The organism is Lacisediminihabitans sp. (assembly GCF_043726815.1).
Lineage (GTDB): Bacteria > Actinomycetota > Actinomycetes > Actinomycetales > Microbacteriaceae > Lacisediminihabitans.
In genome coordinates this window covers 44,372-61,550 of sequence record NZ_JAYSJZ010000074.1, presented here as the reverse complement: position 1 = coordinate 61,550, position 17,179 = coordinate 44,372, and the positions used below count along the sequence as shown (strand labels likewise).

Below are 17,179 nucleotides of genomic sequence, written 5' to 3'. Positions count from 1 at the left end.
CAGAACTGGAGTCTGCGGGGCAGGCACCCGTCCCATCAGCCGGTTAACCTACGTCCCTGGGCAGTGCAGCTAATCGCGCGCGGGGGTGCTCTCGCGGATCACCACGGTGGTCTCGACGGGAATCTCGGTTCCGCCCACCGTGCGCGGCGCGAGAGCGAGGTCGACCGCGTGGCGTCCGACCGCCATCAGCGGGATCTGCACGGTGGTCAGCGCCGGCGTGATGTCGCGCACGGTGGGGATGTCGTCGAAGCCGGCGACCGCGATCGACTCGCCCGGGATCCGGCCGGCCTCGCGCAGCGCGGACATCGCGCCGACCGCCATCACGTCGTTCACTGCGAAGACGAGGTCCACGTCGTCGATCCCGTGCTCCAGGAGTTCCCGGGCGCCGGCGTATCCGCCGTCGCGGGTGAATTCGGTGTGCACGATGCGGTCGGCCGGCACCGTGAGGTCGTGCTCGGCGAGCCCGTCGAGGAATCCCGCGACGCGGTCGTGGGAGGTGAGCAGGGACGGGACGCCGGCGATCACGCCGAACCGACGATAGCCGAGGCCCACGAGTTGGGCGGCGAGCCGGCGGGCGCCGCCGTAGTTGTCAAGCAGCACCGTGTCGAACGGCAACTCGTGCTGGCTGATGAAGACCACCCGGCCGCCGGTGGATTCGAACGCGGTCAGCTCGTCCACCAGGGCCTGCTGGGATGGCTCGTCCGACGTGCGGGACCCGGCCAGGATGAGCACCCGCGGTCGTTGGCCGCGCAGCGCCCGCACGAGGGCGAGCTCGCGCTCGGTGTCCCTCGCGGTCACGGCCATGGTCACGATGAAGCCGGATTCCTCGGCCGCGCCGATCACGCCGGCGGCGATCGAGGAGAAGTAGGGGTCTGAGATGTCGCCCACGACCAACGCCACCGTCATGGTGGTGCCCTTCGCCACCGCCTGGGCGGACAGGTTGGGCGTGTAGCCCAGCCGCGCGGCGGCGGCCTGCACGCGCTCGCGGTAGGCATCGTTGACCTTGCGCGCACTGCCGTTGAGCGAACGGGAGGCGGTGGCGAGCGAGACGCCGGCCTCGCGGGCCACATCATGCAGGGTGGGCGATCTCACTCCGGAGTTCATTCGGGTCGACATCCCTCGCTGGCCGAGCGGGCGGGCTCTCCGCGCTCTGGATGCCCATTGTTGCACGAGCAAAGCGTGGGCGCCGGGTCATCCGGAACACGCTTACCGCGCGCTCGATCCCGATAGGGGCGACATCGGAAGGCGCTACAGGATACTCACCCCGGTCGTCTATCGCGGGGAGCCGCGGGACCGCGCGCGCCGCTGAGGCCTAGTCGAAGTCGAGGCTGAGCTTGCGCAGCAGCCCGGCCAGGCGCTCCTGGTCGGCGGGGGAGAGCGCGTCGAGCAGCTCGCCCTCCGAATCGAGCAGGCGACTGATGGCCGCATCCACCCGCGTGCGGCCCTGGGGCGTCATGGTCACGAGGATGCCGCGGCCGTCGTTCGGGTCGGTGCGGCGCTCGACGAGCGTGCGCTCCACGAGCCGGTCGATGCGGTTGGTCATGGTGCCGCTCGAGACCAGCGTCTGCTGCAGGAGGGATTTGGGGCTCAACTGGTACGGCTTGCCCGCGCGGCGCAGCGCCGAGAGCACGTCGAACTCCCACGACTCGAGGTCCGAGGCGGTGAAGGCCGCCCGCCGGGCTCGGTCGAGGTGTTTCGCGAGCCGGCCGACGCGCGAGAGCACCTGCAGTGGCGCGAAGTCCAGGTCGGGACGTTCGCGCACCCAGGCATCCACAATGCGGTCGACTTCGTCGTGTGCGGGCATCCGTCCATTATCGCGGTCGGTTCCCGCGCCCGGCCTCCCGATCCGTTGCCCGGCCGCCGCAACTCGCGTTTCTCCGGAGCTTCGGCGCGGAAGGTCGCGCTGCGCGGCGTGTCGGGCCGAATTTCGGATGCCGTGCTCGGAACCTCCGGAGAAACGCGCGCTCGGCGCCGGGCGGGGAGAGCATCTGGCAGAATTGTCGCGGTCGTCCGTTTTCGCGGCGCGGCCGGAATTCCGCCTTAGTGTAACGGCAGCACGACAGCCTTTGGAGCTGTTCGGTCCAGGTTCGAATCCTGGAGGCGGAGCAGAAGAATCGACAACGATTTGTCGATTCTTGTGCTCCGCTGTGCGGAGCACGGCCGGCCGCAGGTCGGCCCCACTCGAGCCGCGCAACGCCCCACTCGAGCCGCGCACACCGGCACCCCGCCCTCACCTGCGAGAGAATGCCTCTATGACCAATCCAGATCTCGCCGTCATCATCCTCGCCGCCGGGCAGGGCACCCGCATGAAGTCGTCGCGCCCGAAGATCCTGCACCAGCTGGCCGGCATCCCGCTCGTCTCGCATGTGCTCGCCACGGCCGACGCGCTCTCCGCCAGCCACATCGTGGCGGTCGTTCGGCACGAGCGCGACGCGGTCGCCGAGGTGATCGTGGAACAGCTGCCCGAGGCGATCATCGTGGACCAGGATGAGGCTCCGGGCACCGGCCGCGCCGTCGAGCTGGGCCTCGCGGCCCTGCCCGGCGAGTTCGCCGGCCACGTGGTCGTGCTCAGCGCCGACGTTCCGCTGCTCGACGCGGCGACGATCCGCGGACTCGTCTCCAGCCACGAGCTCGGCGGCAACAAGCTCACCCTGCTGAGCGCCCACTTCGCCGACCCGACCGGCGCCGGTCGCATCCTGCGCTCCTCCGACGGCTCATTCGAGGCGATCGTGGAGCAGAAGGATGCCACCCCAGACCAGCTGCTCATCACCGAGATCAACTCGGGCGTCTACGTCTTCGACGCTACCGCCCTGCGCGACGCCCTTCTGGCGATCGGCACCGACAACGCACAGAACGAGAAGTACCTCACGGATGCCGCGGCCGGCATCCGAGCGTCCGGCGGCCGCATCGAGGCGGTCTCTGTGTCCGACCCGTGGCTCGTCGCCGGCATCAACGACCGCGCCCAGCTGAGCGCGGCCGGGGTGGAGCTCAACTCGAGGATCGTGCGCGGCTGGCAGCTCGCCGGGGTGACGGTGCACGACCCGGCGACCACCTGGATCGACCTCGCCGTGACGCTCGCCGAGGACGTGGAGATTCTGCCCGGCACCCAGCTGAAGGGAGCGACGGTCGTCGACCGCGGCGCCATCGTCGGCCCCGACAGCACGCTCACCGACTGCGAGGTGGGCGAGAACGCGGTGGTCAAGCGCACTGACGCAACCCTCGCCGTGATCGGCGCGAACGCGACTGTCGGCCCGTTCTCCTACCTCCGCGCGGGCACCTACCTGGGTGAGGGCGGCAAGATCGGCACCTTCGTGGAGACGAAGAACGCCAGGATCGGCCGCGGCAGCAAGGTGCCGCACCTCAGCTACATCGGCGACACCACCATCGGCGAGCACACCAATCTCGGTGCCGGGGCGATCACCGCCAACTACGACGACATCACCAAGCACCACACCGAGATCGGGTCGCACGTGCACTCTGGGTCTCACAACGTGTTCGTCGCGCCGGTTAGGATTGGGGACGGAGCCAAGACGGGAGCGGGAACGGTGGTCCGCAAGGACGTGCCGGCCGGCGCTCTCGCAATCAGCGTGGCTCCGCAGCGGAACATTGTGGGCTGGGTCGAGGAGAAGCGCGCGGGCACGGCGTCGGCGAAAGCCGCCGCAGCGGCCGAGACGCCCGACGCCGAGTAGCCTTTCGGCGGCCACCCCACAGTGCAGTGCAGCGCCGAAGTTGAACAGTGCGTCGGGTGACCGGCAGAGAGCAGGGCACGTGGCCGAGATCACCGCCACCGGACAAAAGCGACTCGTTATCGTGACGGGTCGGGCCCACCCTCAGCTGGCGATCGATGTGGCCTCCGAACTCGGTGCGGATCTCGTGCACACCGACGCGCGCACCTTCGCGAACGGCGAGATCTACGCGCGCTACGACGAGAGCGTGCGGGGCTGCGACGCCTTCGTCATCCAGTCGCACACCTATCCCATCAACGAGTGGCTCATGGAGCAGCTCATCATGGTGGACGCGCTCAAGCGCGCCTCCGCCAAGCGGATCACCGTGGTCGCGCCGTTCTATCCCTACGCGCGTCAGGACAAGAAGGGCCGCGGCCGCGAGCCGATCTCCGCACGCCTCGTCGCCGACCTGTTCAAGGCCGCGGGCGCGGACCGGATCATGAGCGTCGACCTGCACGCCGCCCAGATCCAGGGCTTCTTCGATGGCCCGGTCGACCACCTCTTCGCGATGCCGGTGCTGCTCAAGTACTTCAAGGAACGCCTCGACCCGTCCACCCTCACCGTCGTCTCGCCCGACATGGGCCGGGTGCGGGTCGCCGACATCTGGAGCGACAAGCTCGGGGCTCCGCTCGCGATCATCCACAAACGACGCGACCCGAGGGTGCACAACCAGGTCTCGGTTCACGAGATCGTGGGCGAGGTGCGCGGCCGCACCTGCCTCATCGTCGACGACATGATCGACACGGGCCGCACCATCGTCAAGGCCGCCGAGGCGCTCAAGGCGGCCGGAGCGACGAACGTGGTCGTGGCCGCGACCCACGCCGTCTTCTCCGAGCCGGCATCCACGATTCTGCAGAGCGAGTTCATCGACTCCGTGGTGGTCACCGACACCCTGCCGATCTCGGCGGACAAGCGGTTCCCCACCCTCACGGTGCTGCCGATCGCCCCGCTGCTGGCCAGCGCCATCCACGAGGTGTTCAGCGATGGCTCCGTGACGTCGATGTTCGACGGCGCGGCCTGACCCCCGTCCCTGTCGATTCGACCCTTGCCAGAGGGGTCCGATCGCGCTAACGTACAACCAAATGGTTGTAGAAAGCGCGCTTCTGAGCGACGAACAGGTCGATCGCCTCTTCCACGCCCTGGCGGATGCGACGAGGCGTGACATCGTGACGCGCCTGCTCGAGCGTGAGCAGTCCGTCTCGGCGCTCGCCGCGCACTATTCGATGAGCTTCGCGGCGGTGCAAAAGCACGTCGCGGTGCTCGAACGCGCGTCGCTCGTGGGCAAGATCAGGCGGGGAAGGGAGCAGATCGTGCACGCGGATCCCGCCACGCTGCGTCGGGCGACCCGACTGCTCACCGCGTGGGAAGACGTCTGGGCAGAGCGGATAGCCCGCATGGACGACATCCTCGCCGAGCCCGAGCCCGAGCCCGACTGAACCACTCACCACCAATCACCCCTGGAGAAAGGTCACCACAATGCCGGTCATCAGCAGCGAGAAGAACCCGGAACAGCTGTCCCTCACCCTCGTCACGGAGTTCCCGGTGGAGGTGGGCCGAGTGTGGCGCCTGTGGTCGGACCCGCGCCAGCTCGAACGCTGGTGGGGACCGCCCACCTGGCCGGCCAGCTTCGAGCGCCACGACTTCGTGGTCGGAGGCACCGCCAGTTATCGGATGACCGGACCGGACGGTGACACGGCGCCCGGCTGGTGGCGATTCACCGCGATCGACGAGCCCCGCGGCCTGGAGTTCGAGGACGGCTTCGCCGACCAGTCCGGCGAGCCGGACCCCGCCATGCCGGTGACCAGGGTGGTGGTGACGATCGAGTCCGTGGACGGCGGCACCCGCATGACCACCGTGTCGCACTTCGCGAGCCTCGAACAGCTCGAAGAGCTCGTGGCGATGGGCATGGAAGAGGGGATGCGCGAGGCGGCCGGACAGATCGACGCGCTGCTGGCGGCCTGAGGCAGTTCGTCCCCTTCGCCGGCGCGCGCTCTGGTTAGAGTTAGCGCCATGACGATCACCACGCCACGGCCCTGGCTCGCAAGCTACGCCGAAGGGGTGCCTCACGACATCGAGGTGCCCGAGGGGTCCCTCTACGACCTGGTGGAGGGGTCGGTGGCCGAATTCGGCCAGAACGTGGCCCTCGAGTTCTTCGGGCGCGAGACCACGTACGCCGAACTGGGGGACCAGATCCTCCGCGCCGCCGAGGGTCTCCGCGTGCTCGGGGTGCAGAAGGGCGACACGGTGGCGCTCGTGCTGCCGAACTGCCCGCAGCACGTCGTCGCCTTCTACGCCGTGCTGCGCCTCGGGGCGATCGTGGTCGAGCACAACCCGCTCTACACGCCGCGCGAGCTGCGCCACCAGTTCGAGGACCACGGAGCGAAGTTCGCCATCGTCTGGAACAACGTGGTGGCGACGGTTCAGGCCCTGCCCGAGGATGTCGCGGTCGACACCGTCGTGTCGGTGGACGTCACGAGGGCCATGCCCTTCACCACCCGCGCGCTGCTCCGGCTGCCGATCGAGCGGGCGCGGGCCTCGCGCTCGGCGCTCACGACCGCGGTGCACGGCACCGTCACCTGGGAGAAGCTCCTCGAGAACTCGCCGGTCGACGGGCACATCGTGCGGCCGGGGGCCGAGGACGTCGCCGTGATCCAGTACACCAGCGGCACGACCGGCCTGCCCAAGGGTGCGACGCTCTCCCATCGCAACCTCTCGATGAACGCCGCCCAGTCCCGCGCCTGGGTGCCCACGGTGCGACGCGGAACCTCCGTCGTCTACGCCGTGCTGCCGATGTTCCACGCCTACGGCCTCACGCTCTGCCTCACCTTCGCCATGAGCATGGGCTCGCGGCTCGTGCTCTTCCCCAAGTTCGACCCGGAGCTGGTGCTCGCCGTGGTGAAGAAGCGCCCGGCCACCTTCCTGCCCGCCGTGCCGCCGATCTACGCGCGGCTCATGACGGCCGCGAAGGAGTCCGGGGTCTCCCTCGCCGGAATCGAGATCGCGATCTCCGGGGCCATGCCGCTCGCGGCATCCGTCGTCGAGCCCTGGGAGGCCCAGACGGGAGGCTACCTCGTGGAGGGCTATGGCCTCTCCGAGACGAGCCCGGTGCTCATGGCCAACCCAGCCGGCCCGTCGCGCCGGGCCGGGACCGTCGGGTTGCCGCTGCCGAACACCGAGGTGCGGGTGGTCGACCCGGAAAATCCGGCGGTCGATCGGGCGCCGGGCGAGCCGGGCGAACTCATCGTGCGTGGACCGCAGGTGTTCTCCGGCTACTGGAAAAAGCCGGATGCGTCGGCCGCGGTCTTCGTGCCGGCCGCCGCCGGCGACGACGCCGGTCCGTGGTTCCGCACCGGGGACATCGTGCGGATCGACGCCGACGGCTTCGTGACGATCGTGGATCGCATCAAGGAACTCATCATCGTCGGCGGTTTCAACGTCTCGCCGAGCGAGGTAGAGGACGCGCTGAGGGCGCATCCGGATGTCGCCGAGGTCGCCGTCGTCGGCCTGCCGAGCGCGCACAGCGGCGAGGACGTCGTGGCCGCGGTCGTGCTTGAGCCCGGCCGGGAGCTCGACGAGAAGGGCCTGCGCGACTACGCGCGGGACTGCCTCGCGGCGTACAAGGTGCCGAGGCGCATCGTGGCCTTCGACGAGCTGCCGAAGTCCCTCATCGGCAAGGTGCTGCGTCGCGAGGTGCGCGAGAGGCTTCTCGCCGAGTGACCTAGGAGTTCGTTCCGGGCACCGGCACGGGCGAGAGCCGGGGCGAGACCGGGATGAGGCCGAGCGACGCCACATGCCGGTCGCCGCCGAACGCGCCGACGGTGTAGCACTCCCAGCCGACGCCGCCGGGGCCGAAGACCTCGAAGCGGGCCGAGGCGGCGCGCGCCTCCGGAGCCTCGTAGGCCACCCACGCGACGCAGGCGGTCTGCGCGGTGGAGGCCGCGACCGAGACCGTCGTGAAGACCCCGGGCAGCACGAGGCAGGCGATGCCCACGATCACGACGACGCGCATCACGAGAACGAGGCGCGGGCTGCGCAGCGGGCGGCCGTCGCCGGGCTCGTAGCCGGCCAGCTCGGGGTGCTCGTGGTCTTCGGACATCACTCACCAGTGTGCCACCCGGGGCGTGATCGCGCCCGGCACGAACGGGTCACGATCCGCCGGGCCGAACGGAGGCGTGCGCCCCGCGGACGAGGGCGAGCCACGATTCAGCCGATCATTATGCCTAGATCGTCACTCCAGATGGCGTGATTCGACTCTGGCGTGTCAATAGATCTGATCTATAGACTGGTGGCATCCCTCGAGAGGAATTCCTGACCGTGAGCTACACCCTGCTGCGCACCGGCGCGCGGCCCACCGAGTCCGACCCGGCGACATGACCACCATCACCGGCGTGGAGACGCACGACGTGCGATTTCCCACCTCGCTCAGCATGGATGGCTCGGATGCCATGAACAAGGACGGCGACTACTCGGCCGCCTACGTCGTGATCCGCACCGACGACCCCGAGCTGAGCGGCTTCGGCTTCACCTTCACCATCGGCCGCGGCAACGACCTGTGCGTGGCGGCGGCGGCGCAGCGCGCGCTTCCGCTGGTCGGCCGCAACGTGGAGGAGATCGTGGGCGACCTGGGCGCGATCTACCGCGAGTTGCAGAGCGACTCGCAGCTGCGCTGGCTCGGCCCGGACAAGGGCGTGATCCACCTCGCCCTTGCCGCGGTGATGAACGCCGTCTGGGATCTGGCGGCACGCAAGGCGGGCAAGCCGCTCTGGCGCCTGCTCACCGACATGACTCCGACCGAGCTCGTGGATGCGGCCGACCTGCGCTACCTGTCCGACGCCCTGACCCGGGACGAGGCGATCGCGCTGCTCACCGACCTCGCGCCGACCAGGCGGCAGAGGATCGCCGAGCTCGCCGACACCGGCTACCCCTGCTACACGACGAGCGCGGGCTGGCTCGGCTACTCGGACGAGAAGCTCCGGCGACTCTGCCAGGAGGCCGTCGACGCCGGCTACCAGTACATCAAGCTGAAGGTCGGGGCGAACCGCGAGGATGACTACCGCCGGCTCTCCATCGCCCGGGAGGTGATCGGCTGGGACGTCAACCTCATGATCGACGCCAACCAGGTCTGGGACGTTCCGGAGGCGATCGACTGGGTGCTCTCCCTCGCCGAGTTCAAGCCGCTCTGGATCGAGGAACCGACGAGCCCGGACGACATCCTCGGCCACGCGACGGTGCGCCGCGCCGTCGCCCCGATCGGGGTGGCGACCGGCGAGCACGGCATGAACCGGGTGCTGTTCAAGCAGTTGTTCCAGGCCGAGGCCATCGACTTCTGCCAGCTCGACTCGGCCCGGCTCGGCAGCGTGAACGAGATTCTCGCGGTGTACTTCATGGCGAAGAAGTTCGGCGTGCCGGTGTGTCCGCACGCCGGCGGTGTCGGCCTCTGCGAACTCGTGCAGCACCTGTCGATCTTCGACTACGTCGCGGTGTCCGGATCGCTCGAGGGCCGGGTCACCGAGTTCGTCGATCACCTGCACGAGCACTTCGTGGAGCCCTGCGTCGTCGAGGATGGCGCGTACGTGCTGCCCACCCAGCCCGGTTACAGCGCCGAGATGTTCGCCGACTCGATCGACGAATTCGCCTTTCCGGCCGGCCGGTACTGGAGCAGCGTGGCGGCACAGCGCTAGACGCCCGCACCCAGCAACCACGAGAAGCAACCACGAGAAGAAGGAGACCACCGTGTCGATTCCCCATGCCCCCTGGTTCACCGAGTCGCGATTCGGGATGTTCATCCACTGGGGGCTCTACTCCCTCCCAGCCCGCCACGAGTGGGTGATGACAAACGAGCGCCGACAGACGAGCGACTACGAGCGGTACGCCGAGTTCTTCGACCCCGACCTGTACGACCCGGTGGCCTGGGCGCGGGCGGCGAAGGCGGCCGGCATGAAGTACGTCGTGCTCACCACGAAGCACCACGACGGCTTCTGCCTGTGGGACTCGAAGCTCACCGACTACACGGCCGTGAACACCCCCTACGGTCGTGACCTCGTGCGGCCGTACGTCGACGCCCTGCGCGCCGAGGGGCTCAAGGTGGGCTTCTACCACTCCCTGCTCGACTGGCACCATCCGGACTTCCCGATCGACGGGCATCACCCCCGCCGCGACGATGCGGATGCCGTGGAGCAGAATTCGACCAGGGACATGGCCGTCTACCGCGAGTACCTCCACGGCCAGGTGCGCGAGCTGCTCACCGGCTACGGCAAGATCGACTACCTGTTCTACGACTTCTCCTACGCGAACGACACGCAGCATCCGGTCTGGGGGGCCAAGGGCCGGGACGACTGGGGGTCGGAGGAGCTGCTCGCCCTCACCCGCGAGTTGCAGCCCGGAATCATCGTGAACGACCGGCTCGACATCCCGGGGGACTTCGTCACGCCGGAGCAGTACCAGCCGTCCGGGCCGATGGAGGTGGATGGCGTGCCCGTCACCTGGGAGGCCTGCCAGACGCTCAACGGCAGCTGGGGCTACTTCCGCGACAACCTCACCATCAAGTCCACCGACCTGCTCATCCGCATGCTCGTCGACGGCGTCTCCAAGGACGGCAACCTGCTGCTCAACGTCGGGCCCACGGCTCGGGGCACCCTGGACGGGGCGGCCACAACCGCGCTCGAGGGCATCGGCGAGTGGATGCGGCTGCACGACCGCAGCATCTACGGTGCCGGGGCATCCGAATTCGTTCCGCCGGCCGACGCGCGATACACCCAGCGCGGTTCGAGGCTGTACCTGCACCTGTTCGCCTGGCCGTTCGAGCACGTGCACCTGCCGGGACTCGCCGGCAAGGTGGCGTATGCGCAGCTGCTCAATGACGCATCGGAGGTGCCGATGGCGGAGATCGCGCCGGACACGGTCGCCCTCACCACCGGCGCCGGCGGCCAGCCGGCCGGCACGCTCACGCTGACGCTCCCGGTGCTCAAGCCGGACGTGGCGGTGCCGGTAATCGAGTTGTTCCTGGTCTAGACGGGCCGGGTCACTCGGGCGAGGGCGCGTCGTCTCGACGGGTCGGGCGCGTGCTGGCCTGGGTGCTCGCCGCCGGGTGGCTCGCGATGAAGTCCTCGACCTCGATCAGGTGCACGGACATCGCGAGCCTCGCCCGGTCAGGGTCCCCGGAGGCGACGGCGCGCAGGATGTCGTGGTGTTCCCGATGGGTGTGCTGGATCGCGTCCTGCTCGGTCATCGCGCGCCACATCCGCGTGCGGATGGTGCGGCTCGCGAGGGCCTCGATCAGCGCCTCGAGGGCCGGATTGCCGGAGGCGCGGGCGATCACCCGGTGGAATTCGATGTCCACGTTCATGATCGCGTCGAGGTCGTGGGCCGAGGCGTCTTCGATGACGTCGTCGATCGTGCCGAGGAGCCGGCCGGCCTCGGCGATCTGCTCCTCGGTGATGAGCAGCGAGGCCTTGGCCGCGGCCTCGACCTCGAGCACTCGGCGCACCGAGGAGATGTGCTGGCTGTCGGCCGACGACTGCAGGTCGACGAGGAACCCCATCGGGGCGAGCAGCAGGGACGCGTCGAGCGACGTGACGTAGGTGCCGTCGCCCTGGCGCGTCTCGAGCACCCCCATGATCGCGAGCGCGCGCACCCCCTCGCGCAGGGAGCTGCGCGACACTCCGAGGGAGGCGGCGAGGTCCTTCTCCACGGGCAGGCGCGCCCCGGCCACCAGGGTGCCCCGGATGATCATGTCCTTGATGTCGTGCACCACGACGTCGGTCTGCGAGCGCAGCGGTGCGGTCCGGCCCTCGGACGCCTCGGTCATGGCCTCGGGATCGGCCTCGGGTTCGGGCGGGGGAGTGTCCATTCGGCAACTGTAGCGTTTCGCCTCACGAAGCCGGGCCCATTCATCCGATGTATAGGGTACGCGGCGGGCGCCGGGTTCCCGGCGGTCCGCCGCCCGCCGGGATGCCGGCCGCGGCTAGTGGCTGCTGCCGGCGGACTCGATCTCGGTGCGGTCGCCGCTCCAGAGCGTGTGGAAGGTGCCCTCGGCATCCACTCGCTTGTAGGTGTGCGCACCGAAGAAGTCGCGCTGTCCCTGCACGAGGGCGGCGGGCAGGCGCTTCGAGGCGAGCGAGTCGTAGTAGCTGAGCGCCGAACCGAAGCCGGGAACCGGGATGCCGGAGAGCGCCGCCGTAGAGACGACGCGGCGCCAGGCTGCCTCGCCCTCCTTCACCGCGTTCGCGAAGTACGGATCGACGAGCAGGGTCGGCAGGGTCGGGTCGTTCGCGTAGGCCTCGACGATGCGGTTGAGGAACTGCGCGCGGATGATGCAGCCGCCGCGCCAGATCGTGGCGATCGCGCCCTTGTCGATGTTCCAGTCGTATTTCACGGCTCCGGCGATGATGGCGTCGAAGCCCTGCGCGTATGCGACGACCTTGGAGGCGTAGAGGGCGGCGCGAACGTCGTCCTCGAAGGCGGTCCCCTCGCCGATCACGGCGATCTCCGGGCGGGCGTCGATGCTCTTCTGCACCGCGGCGCGCTGGTCGGGGTGGCTCGACACGGCGCGGGCGAACACGGCCTCGGCGATGCCGCCGACCGGCACTCCGAGGTCGAGCGCGTTCTGGACCGTCCAGACCCCGGTGCCCTTCGACCCGGCCTGGTCGAGAACGATGTCGACGAACGGCTTGCCGGTCTTGGCGTCGACCTGCTTGAGCACCTCCGCGGTGATCTCGATGAGGTAGGACTCGAGGTCGCCGGAGTTCCACTCGGTGAACACCTCGGCGATCGCGGCCGGCGAGTGACCGGACACGTTGCGCAGCAGGTCGTAGGCCTCGGCGATGAGCTGCATGTCGGCGTACTCGATGCCGTTGTGGATCATCTTGACGAAGTGGCCGGCGCCGTCGGTGCCGACATGGGTGACGCAGGGCACGCCGTCGACGACGGCGGCGATGGATTCGAGGATGGGGCCGAGGGTCTCGTACGCCTCGACGGATCCGCCGGGCATGATGCTCGGTCCCTTGAGGGCGCCCTCTTCGCCGCCGGAGATGCCGGCGCCGACGAAGTTGAGGTTCTTCTCGCGGAGCGCCTTCTCGCGGCGGATCGTGTCGGTGAACAGCGCATTGCCGCCGTCGACGATGATGTCTCCCGGCTCGAACACGGCGGCGAGCTGGTCGATCACGGCATCCGTGCCCTTGCCGGCCTGAACCATGATGATGGCCGTGCGGGGCTTGCTGAGCGACGCCGCGAACTCCTCGATCGTGGTCGAGGACACGAAATTGGCCTCCGGATGCTCGGACACGAGCAGGTCGGTGCGCTCGTGCGAGCGGTTGTAGATCGCCACGGTGTTGCCCTCGCGGCTCGCCAGGTTGCGCGCGAGGTTCGATCCCATCACCGCGAGTCCGACGACGCCGATGTTTGCCTGTGCCACGATGAATCTCCTTGGATCGAGTGCGGGGGAACGCCCCATCTAGGCTACCGGCTCGACCGGTTGTGTTACCGGGCCGGGTTCGCCCGGTCGATCAGCCCAGCCGGAAGGTGTCGACCGGGATGTCGGCCACGAGTCGGCGCGCGACCCCGGCCGCGTCATCCTCGGTGAGCTGGTGGGTCGCGACCAGGGAGGCAAGGAACGCCGCATCGCTGCGGCGGGACATGTCGTGGCGCGCCGGGATCGAGCAGAAGGCGCGGGTGTCGTCGATGAAGCCCGAGGTCTTCACGAAGCCGGCGCTGTCGGTGACGGCGGCGCGATAGCGGGCGATGCCGGCCGGGGTGTCGAGGAACCACCACGGGGCGCCCGCGTAGATCGAGGGGTAGAACCCGGCGAGCGGCGCGATCTCCCGCGAGAACGTGGTCTCGTCCACGGTGAAGAGCACCATCCGGAACGAGGGGTTGGTGCCGAAGTCGCGCAGGATCGGCGCGAGCGGCCGGGTGAAGTGGGTGGCGTCCGGCAGGTCGTGCCCGGTGTCCGGGCCGAAGGTGTCGAGGGTCGGCCGGTGGTGGTTGCGCAGCACTCCGGGGTGCAGCTGCATGACGAGGCCGTCCTCGCTCGCCATCGCGGCGAGCTGGTACAGCATGTTGCGCCGGTAGGCGACGGCCTCCGCCTCGGTGATGCTGCCGTCGAGGCCCGCGCGATGGAGGCGCTCGGCGTCCGCGGGCTCGAGCGGCTCGGAGCCCGCGTCGATCACGCCGGTGTCGGTGGAGGTGCCGCCGGCCGCGGCGAAGGCGGCCCGGCGTGAGCGCAGGGCGGCGAGGAGGCCGGCGTAGCTGCCGCAGTCGATTCCGGAGGTCGCCGAGAGGGCGTCGAGTCGTGACCGCCACGTAGATTCCGTCGGAAGCATATAGCGGTCGGCGCGGAAGGTCGGCAGCACCCGGCCGGTGAAGGTCGGATCGTCGGCGAGGGTGCGATGGGCGGCGAGGTCGTCGGCCGGGTCGTCGGTCGTGGCGAGCACGGCGATACGAAAACGCTCGAACAGCGCGCGGGGCCGGAAGGCGTCGCTGGCGAGCTTCTCCACGAGTTCGTCGTAGAGCTCGTCGGCGTTCGCGGCGGACGGATGCTCGGTGAGGCCGAAGACCTCGCTGAGCTCCGACTCGAACCAGTACCGCACCGGCGTGCCGAGGAAGACGTCCCAGTGGGCAGAGAGTTGGCGCCAGATCGACCGGCCGGAGGCAGTGGGTTCCGCTCCGTCGCGGCGAAGACCCAGCTCGTCGAGCGGCACCCCCACCGCGTGCAGGAGTCGCGTCACGTAGTGGTCAGGCGTGATGAGCAGCGACGCCGGGTCGGCGAATGGCTCGTTCGCCACGAGCATCGAGGCCTCGACGTGCCCGTGCGGCGAGTAGATCGGCGCGGTGGCGACCTCCGCGTAGAGCCGCCGCGCGATCTCCCGCACCGCCGGGTCGGCGGGCAACAGTCGGTCGGGATGCGGCGTGAGGCGTGTCATCGGTCTCTCTCTGACTGGGCGGGCCCCGTCGATGCGCGAATGGTGAGGTGGGTCGGCAGCGTCGCCGTCTGGCGGGCGGCGCCGGCGGTCTGGGCATCGAGGCGGGCCAGGAGCATGGACACGGCCACCCGGCCGGCCTGTTCGATCGGCGCGGTGAGCGTGGTGAGCGGCGGGTTGCAGAAGTCCGAGCCGAAGATGTCGTCGCAGCCGACGATGCTGAGGTCGTCCGGCACGCTCACGCCGCGTTCGCGCAGGCGCATGAGCATGCCGATGGCGAGCAGGTCGTTGAAGGCGATGCAGGCGGTGACCCCGCTGTTGAGCACGACATCGGCGGCCGCGGCCCCTGCATCCTTCTTGGGCGAGAACGGTCCGACCCGGCGCACCGCGACCCCGTAGTGCTCGGCGGCTCGGAGGAGCGCCCGCCAGCGCCCCTCGTTCGGCCAGGAGGTGACCGGACCGGAGACGTAGGCGATGTCGCGATGGCCGAGGGAGACCAGGTGGCCGAGCGCCTGCTCGATGCCGCTCGGGGTGTCGATGAAGACGCTCGCCACGCCCCGGGTCTGGCGGTTGATCGCCACGAGCGGCATCTCGGAGGCCAGCGTCGCCAGCCGCCGGTCGGTGAGCCGGGAGGCGGCGAGGATGGCGCCGTCGAACGAGCCGCGGAGCTTGTGCAGCATGCCGTCCTCGAGCTCGTCAGACTCCTCGGTGTCGACGAGCAGCTGCGTATAGCCGGAGGCCTTGAGCTGCTGCTGGGTGCCGCGGATGATGTCGAAGTAGAACGGGTTGGTCACGTCGGAGACGAGCACCGCGATGGTGCGGGTCTTGCCGGAGGTGAGGGCCCTCGCGTGCGAGTTGGCGTGGTAGTTGAGCGCGGCGGCCGCGCGCTCCACCTTCTCCCGCGTGAGGACGTTCACCCGGGTGGGGTTCGAGAGCGCGCGCGACGCGGTGGAGGTGGCGACTCCGCTGGCCGCGGCCACGTCGGCAAGGGTCGCCTGCCGATCCTGCCTCGCATCGCCGAGAGGTTCCATGCGGCTAGCAAAGCACACGATGGCAATTTTTGGCAAACGGTTGCAGTTGCCTTGCGGCCCTGCCTAAAGTTCCAACCACCCGCGGTGCGAAGTGAACGTGGCGAGTCCGGCCCCCTCTCGCATCCCGTCATCACTCAAAGGAGAGTCATCATGAAAGCTCGACACGCGCTCGGCGCGATCGCCGGGATTGCCATCCTCGGCCTGGCCCTTCAGGGCTGTGCGGGGTCGACCACGCCGGCGCCCGCCTCGTCATCGGCCAAGATCGACGGCACGGGCAAGACGCTCGACGTGATGATCGGCGCCAATGCCCTCTACCCGGCAGAGCAGAAGCAGTGGTTCCAGGATGTCTCGGACCGGTTCGAGAAGCAGACCGGCGCCAAGGTCAACTTCGAGACCTTCGCCTCCGCCAACGACGAGCTCACCAAGATCCAGACCTCGGTGCTCTCCGGGCAGGGACCGGACCTCTACAACCTCGGCTCCACCTTCACGCCCACCGCGTACTCCACCGGCGCGTTCGTGCAGCTCACCGACGCGGACTGGAAGAAGATCGGCGGCCGGGACAAGTTCATCCCCGGCACACTCGGCATCTCCGGTCCCGACGCCAAGCACGAGGTGGGCATCCCGTTCGCGAGCCGCCCGTTCGTGATGGCCTACAACAAGGACCTGCTCGCCGCGGCGGGCATCGACAAGCCGGCCACCACCTGGGACGGCCTCACCGCGCAGGCCAAGAAGCTCACGACGGGCGACACCTACGGGATGGCCCTCGCCTACGCCGACAGCTACGACCCGTGGAAGTTCGTCTGGGCGATGTCGCTGCAGGCCGGTAACCCCATCCTCGACGGCAAGAAGGCCCGCTTCGACGACCCGACGACGCTCAAGGCCTACCAGACCTACTTCTCCTGGCTCACCGACGACAAGATCGTCGACCCGAGCTCCATCGGGTGGAAGAATGCCCAGGCCGTGGCCGCCTTCGCCTCGGGCAAGGCCGCGTTCCTGCCGATGACGACGTCGACCTCGATGGTGACGCTCGACAAGTCGGCGGTGGCCGGTAAGTACGCCTACGCGCTCATGCCCACAGTGCCACCGGGTGCCAAGACCACCGCCAAGAACGGCAAGCCCGCGACGAGCATCATCTCGGGCGACAACATGGTCGTGGCCAAGTACTCGAAGAACCAGGATCTCGCGTTCGAACTCGTCAACATGCTCACGAGCGCCTCGAGCCAGACGAGCTACCAGAAGATCTTCGGCGACCTGCCGACCAATGCGGCGGCGGCGAAGAAGCTGGAGGACGGCAACGCCGCACTCGCCCCGGTGATCGACTCGGCGTCCAAGTCGGTCGGCACCCCGTTCAGCGGGGCGTGGGGCGACACCCAGCTGGCCCTGGTGAACGTGGTCGTGCAGTCGATCCCGTCGCTCTCCAACGGCTCCCTCAAGGTCTCCGACCTCAAGGCGAAGCTCGCCACCGCCCAGACCGCGGTGCAGGCCGCGCTCGACAAGGCGAAGTAGG

Annotated in this window: 15 protein-coding genes and 1 tRNA gene; 9 read left to right on the top strand and 7 right to left on the bottom strand. The window is 69.1% G+C overall.

Features of this window, described 5'->3' with window-relative positions; translation table 11 throughout:
• Positions 1–69: 69 nt before the first annotated feature.
• Both ACHZD8_RS11225 and ACHZD8_RS11220 read right to left on the bottom strand, forming a co-directional pair.
• Positions 70–1,092, bottom strand: coding sequence for a LacI family DNA-binding transcriptional regulator (locus ACHZD8_RS11225; protein ID WP_394770513.1), 1,023 nt, complete (start codon positions 1,090–1,092; stop codon positions 70–72).
• 220 nt (positions 1,093–1,312) lie between these two features.
• Complete coding sequence (locus ACHZD8_RS11220; RefSeq protein ID WP_394770512.1) at positions 1,313–1,804, bottom strand: MarR family winged helix-turn-helix transcriptional regulator; 492 nt, start codon at positions 1,802–1,804, stop codon at positions 1,313–1,315.
• 230 nt (positions 1,805–2,034) lie between these two features.
• Here ACHZD8_RS11220 and ACHZD8_RS11215 point away from each other — a divergent pair.
• The 6 genes from ACHZD8_RS11215 to ACHZD8_RS11190 all read left to right on the top strand — a co-directional run bounded on the left by ACHZD8_RS11215 (position 2,035) and on the right by ACHZD8_RS11190 (position 7,442).
• A tRNA-Gln gene (locus tag ACHZD8_RS11215) sits at positions 2,035–2,106 on the top strand.
• A 146-nt stretch (positions 2,107–2,252) separates the two neighbouring features.
• Positions 2,253–3,689 (top strand): bifunctional UDP-N-acetylglucosamine diphosphorylase/glucosamine-1-phosphate N-acetyltransferase GlmU, encoded by a 1,437-nt coding sequence (gene glmU / locus ACHZD8_RS11210; protein ID WP_394770511.1) that lies wholly within the window; start codon positions 2,253–2,255, stop codon positions 3,687–3,689.
• 79 nt (positions 3,690–3,768) lie between these two features.
• Complete coding sequence (locus tag ACHZD8_RS11205) at positions 3,769–4,746, top strand: ribose-phosphate diphosphokinase (protein ID WP_394770510.1); 978 nt, start codon at positions 3,769–3,771, stop codon at positions 4,744–4,746.
• Positions 4,747–4,807: 61 nt separating this feature from the next.
• A complete protein-coding gene (locus tag ACHZD8_RS11200; RefSeq protein ID WP_394770509.1) occupies positions 4,808–5,161 on the top strand; it encodes an ArsR/SmtB family transcription factor in 354 nt (117 codons plus the stop codon).
• 40 nt (positions 5,162–5,201) lie between these two features.
• On the top strand, positions 5,202–5,687 hold the full coding sequence (locus ACHZD8_RS11195) for an SRPBCC domain-containing protein (protein ID WP_394770508.1): 486 nt from the start codon (positions 5,202–5,204) through the stop codon (positions 5,685–5,687).
• A gap of 48 nt (positions 5,688–5,735) precedes the next feature.
• On the top strand, positions 5,736–7,442 hold the full coding sequence (locus tag ACHZD8_RS11190) for a long-chain-fatty-acid--CoA ligase (protein WP_394770507.1): 1,707 nt from the start codon (positions 5,736–5,738) through the stop codon (positions 7,440–7,442).
• A gap of 1 nt (position 7,443) precedes the next feature.
• On the opposite strand, the gene ACHZD8_RS11185 is transcribed toward ACHZD8_RS11190, so the two are convergent.
• Entirely contained in the window at positions 7,444–7,821 is a 378-nt protein-coding gene (locus ACHZD8_RS11185) for a hypothetical protein (protein WP_394770506.1), read from the bottom strand.
• 274 nt (positions 7,822–8,095) lie between these two features.
• Between ACHZD8_RS11185 and ACHZD8_RS11180 the strand changes: the two genes are divergently transcribed.
• Positions 8,096–9,406 carry an L-fuconate dehydratase gene (locus ACHZD8_RS11180; RefSeq protein WP_394770505.1) on the top strand — a complete coding sequence of 437 codons (1,311 nt, stop codon included), beginning with the start codon at positions 8,096–8,098 and terminating at the stop codon, positions 9,404–9,406.
• Positions 9,288–10,736: an alpha-L-fucosidase gene (locus tag ACHZD8_RS11175; protein ID WP_394770504.1), complete on the top strand. Its 1,449-nt coding sequence runs from the start codon at positions 9,288–9,290 to the stop codon at positions 10,734–10,736. The genes ACHZD8_RS11180 and ACHZD8_RS11175 overlap by 119 nt, the downstream gene beginning before the upstream one ends.
• A gap of 10 nt (positions 10,737–10,746) precedes the next feature.
• On the opposite strand, the gene ACHZD8_RS11170 is transcribed toward ACHZD8_RS11175, so the two are convergent.
• The 4 genes from ACHZD8_RS11170 to ACHZD8_RS11155 all read right to left on the bottom strand — a co-directional run bounded on the left by ACHZD8_RS11170 (position 10,747) and on the right by ACHZD8_RS11155 (position 15,672).
• Positions 10,747–11,574: a FadR/GntR family transcriptional regulator gene (locus tag ACHZD8_RS11170; RefSeq protein ID WP_394770503.1), complete on the bottom strand. Its 828-nt coding sequence runs from the start codon at positions 11,572–11,574 to the stop codon at positions 10,747–10,749.
• Positions 11,575–11,688: 114 nt separating this feature from the next.
• A complete protein-coding gene (gndA, locus tag ACHZD8_RS11165; RefSeq protein ID WP_394770502.1) occupies positions 11,689–13,137 on the bottom strand; it encodes an NADP-dependent phosphogluconate dehydrogenase in 1,449 nt (482 codons plus the stop codon).
• Positions 13,138–13,228: 91 nt separating this feature from the next.
• Positions 13,229–14,644, bottom strand: a complete 1,416-nt coding sequence (gene uxaC, locus ACHZD8_RS11160) for a glucuronate isomerase (RefSeq protein WP_394770501.1) — start codon at positions 14,642–14,644, stop codon at positions 13,229–13,231.
• Complete coding sequence (locus ACHZD8_RS11155; protein WP_394770500.1) at positions 14,641–15,672, bottom strand: LacI family DNA-binding transcriptional regulator; 1,032 nt, start codon at positions 15,670–15,672, stop codon at positions 14,641–14,643. The genes uxaC and ACHZD8_RS11155 overlap by 4 nt, the downstream gene beginning before the upstream one ends.
• A 150-nt stretch (positions 15,673–15,822) precedes the next feature.
• On the opposite strand from ACHZD8_RS11155, the gene ACHZD8_RS11150 reads away from it, so the two are divergent.
• The gene (locus ACHZD8_RS11150) at positions 15,823–17,178 is read left to right on the top strand and encodes an ABC transporter substrate-binding protein (protein WP_394770499.1); all 1,356 of its coding nucleotides are present in this window, start codon (positions 15,823–15,825) and stop codon (positions 17,176–17,178) included.
• The last annotated feature ends 1 nt before the right edge of the window (position 17,179 follow it).

What these genes read in the sequence shown, in the direction of transcription:
- ACHZD8_RS11200 (WP_394770509.1), top strand. Translation starts at nt 4,808, where the DNA reads ATGGTTGTAGAAAGCGCGCTTCTGAGCGACGAACAGGTCGATCGCCTC.
- ACHZD8_RS11195 (WP_394770508.1), top strand. Translation starts at nt 5,202, where the DNA reads ATGCCGGTCATCAGCAGCGAGAAGAACCCGGAACAGCTGTCCCTCACC.
- ACHZD8_RS11220 (WP_394770512.1), bottom strand. Translation starts at nt 1,804, where the DNA reads ATGCCCGCACACGACGAAGTCGACCGCATTGTGGATGCCTGGGTGCGC.
- ACHZD8_RS11170 (WP_394770503.1), bottom strand. Translation starts at nt 11,574, where the DNA reads ATGGACACTCCCCCGCCCGAACCCGAGGCCGATCCCGAGGCCATGACC.
- ACHZD8_RS11190 (WP_394770507.1), top strand. Translation starts at nt 5,736, where the DNA reads ATGACGATCACCACGCCACGGCCCTGGCTCGCAAGCTACGCCGAAGGG.
- glmU (WP_394770511.1), top strand. Translation starts at nt 2,253, where the DNA reads ATGACCAATCCAGATCTCGCCGTCATCATCCTCGCCGCCGGGCAGGGC.
- ACHZD8_RS11175 (WP_394770504.1), top strand. Translation starts at nt 9,288, where the DNA reads ATGGCGCGTACGTGCTGCCCACCCAGCCCGGTTACAGCGCCGAGATGT.
- ACHZD8_RS11180 (WP_394770505.1), top strand. Translation starts at nt 8,096, where the DNA reads ATGACCACCATCACCGGCGTGGAGACGCACGACGTGCGATTTCCCACC.
- ACHZD8_RS11150 (WP_394770499.1), top strand. Translation starts at nt 15,823, where the DNA reads ATGAAAGCTCGACACGCGCTCGGCGCGATCGCCGGGATTGCCATCCTC.
- ACHZD8_RS11185 (WP_394770506.1), bottom strand. Translation starts at nt 7,821, where the DNA reads ATGTCCGAAGACCACGAGCACCCCGAGCTGGCCGGCTACGAGCCCGGC.
- ACHZD8_RS11155 (WP_394770500.1), bottom strand. Translation starts at nt 15,672, where the DNA reads ATGGAACCTCTCGGCGATGCGAGGCAGGATCGGCAGGCGACCCTTGCC.
- uxaC (WP_394770501.1), bottom strand. Translation starts at nt 14,644, where the DNA reads ATGACACGCCTCACGCCGCATCCCGACCGACTGTTGCCCGCCGACCCG.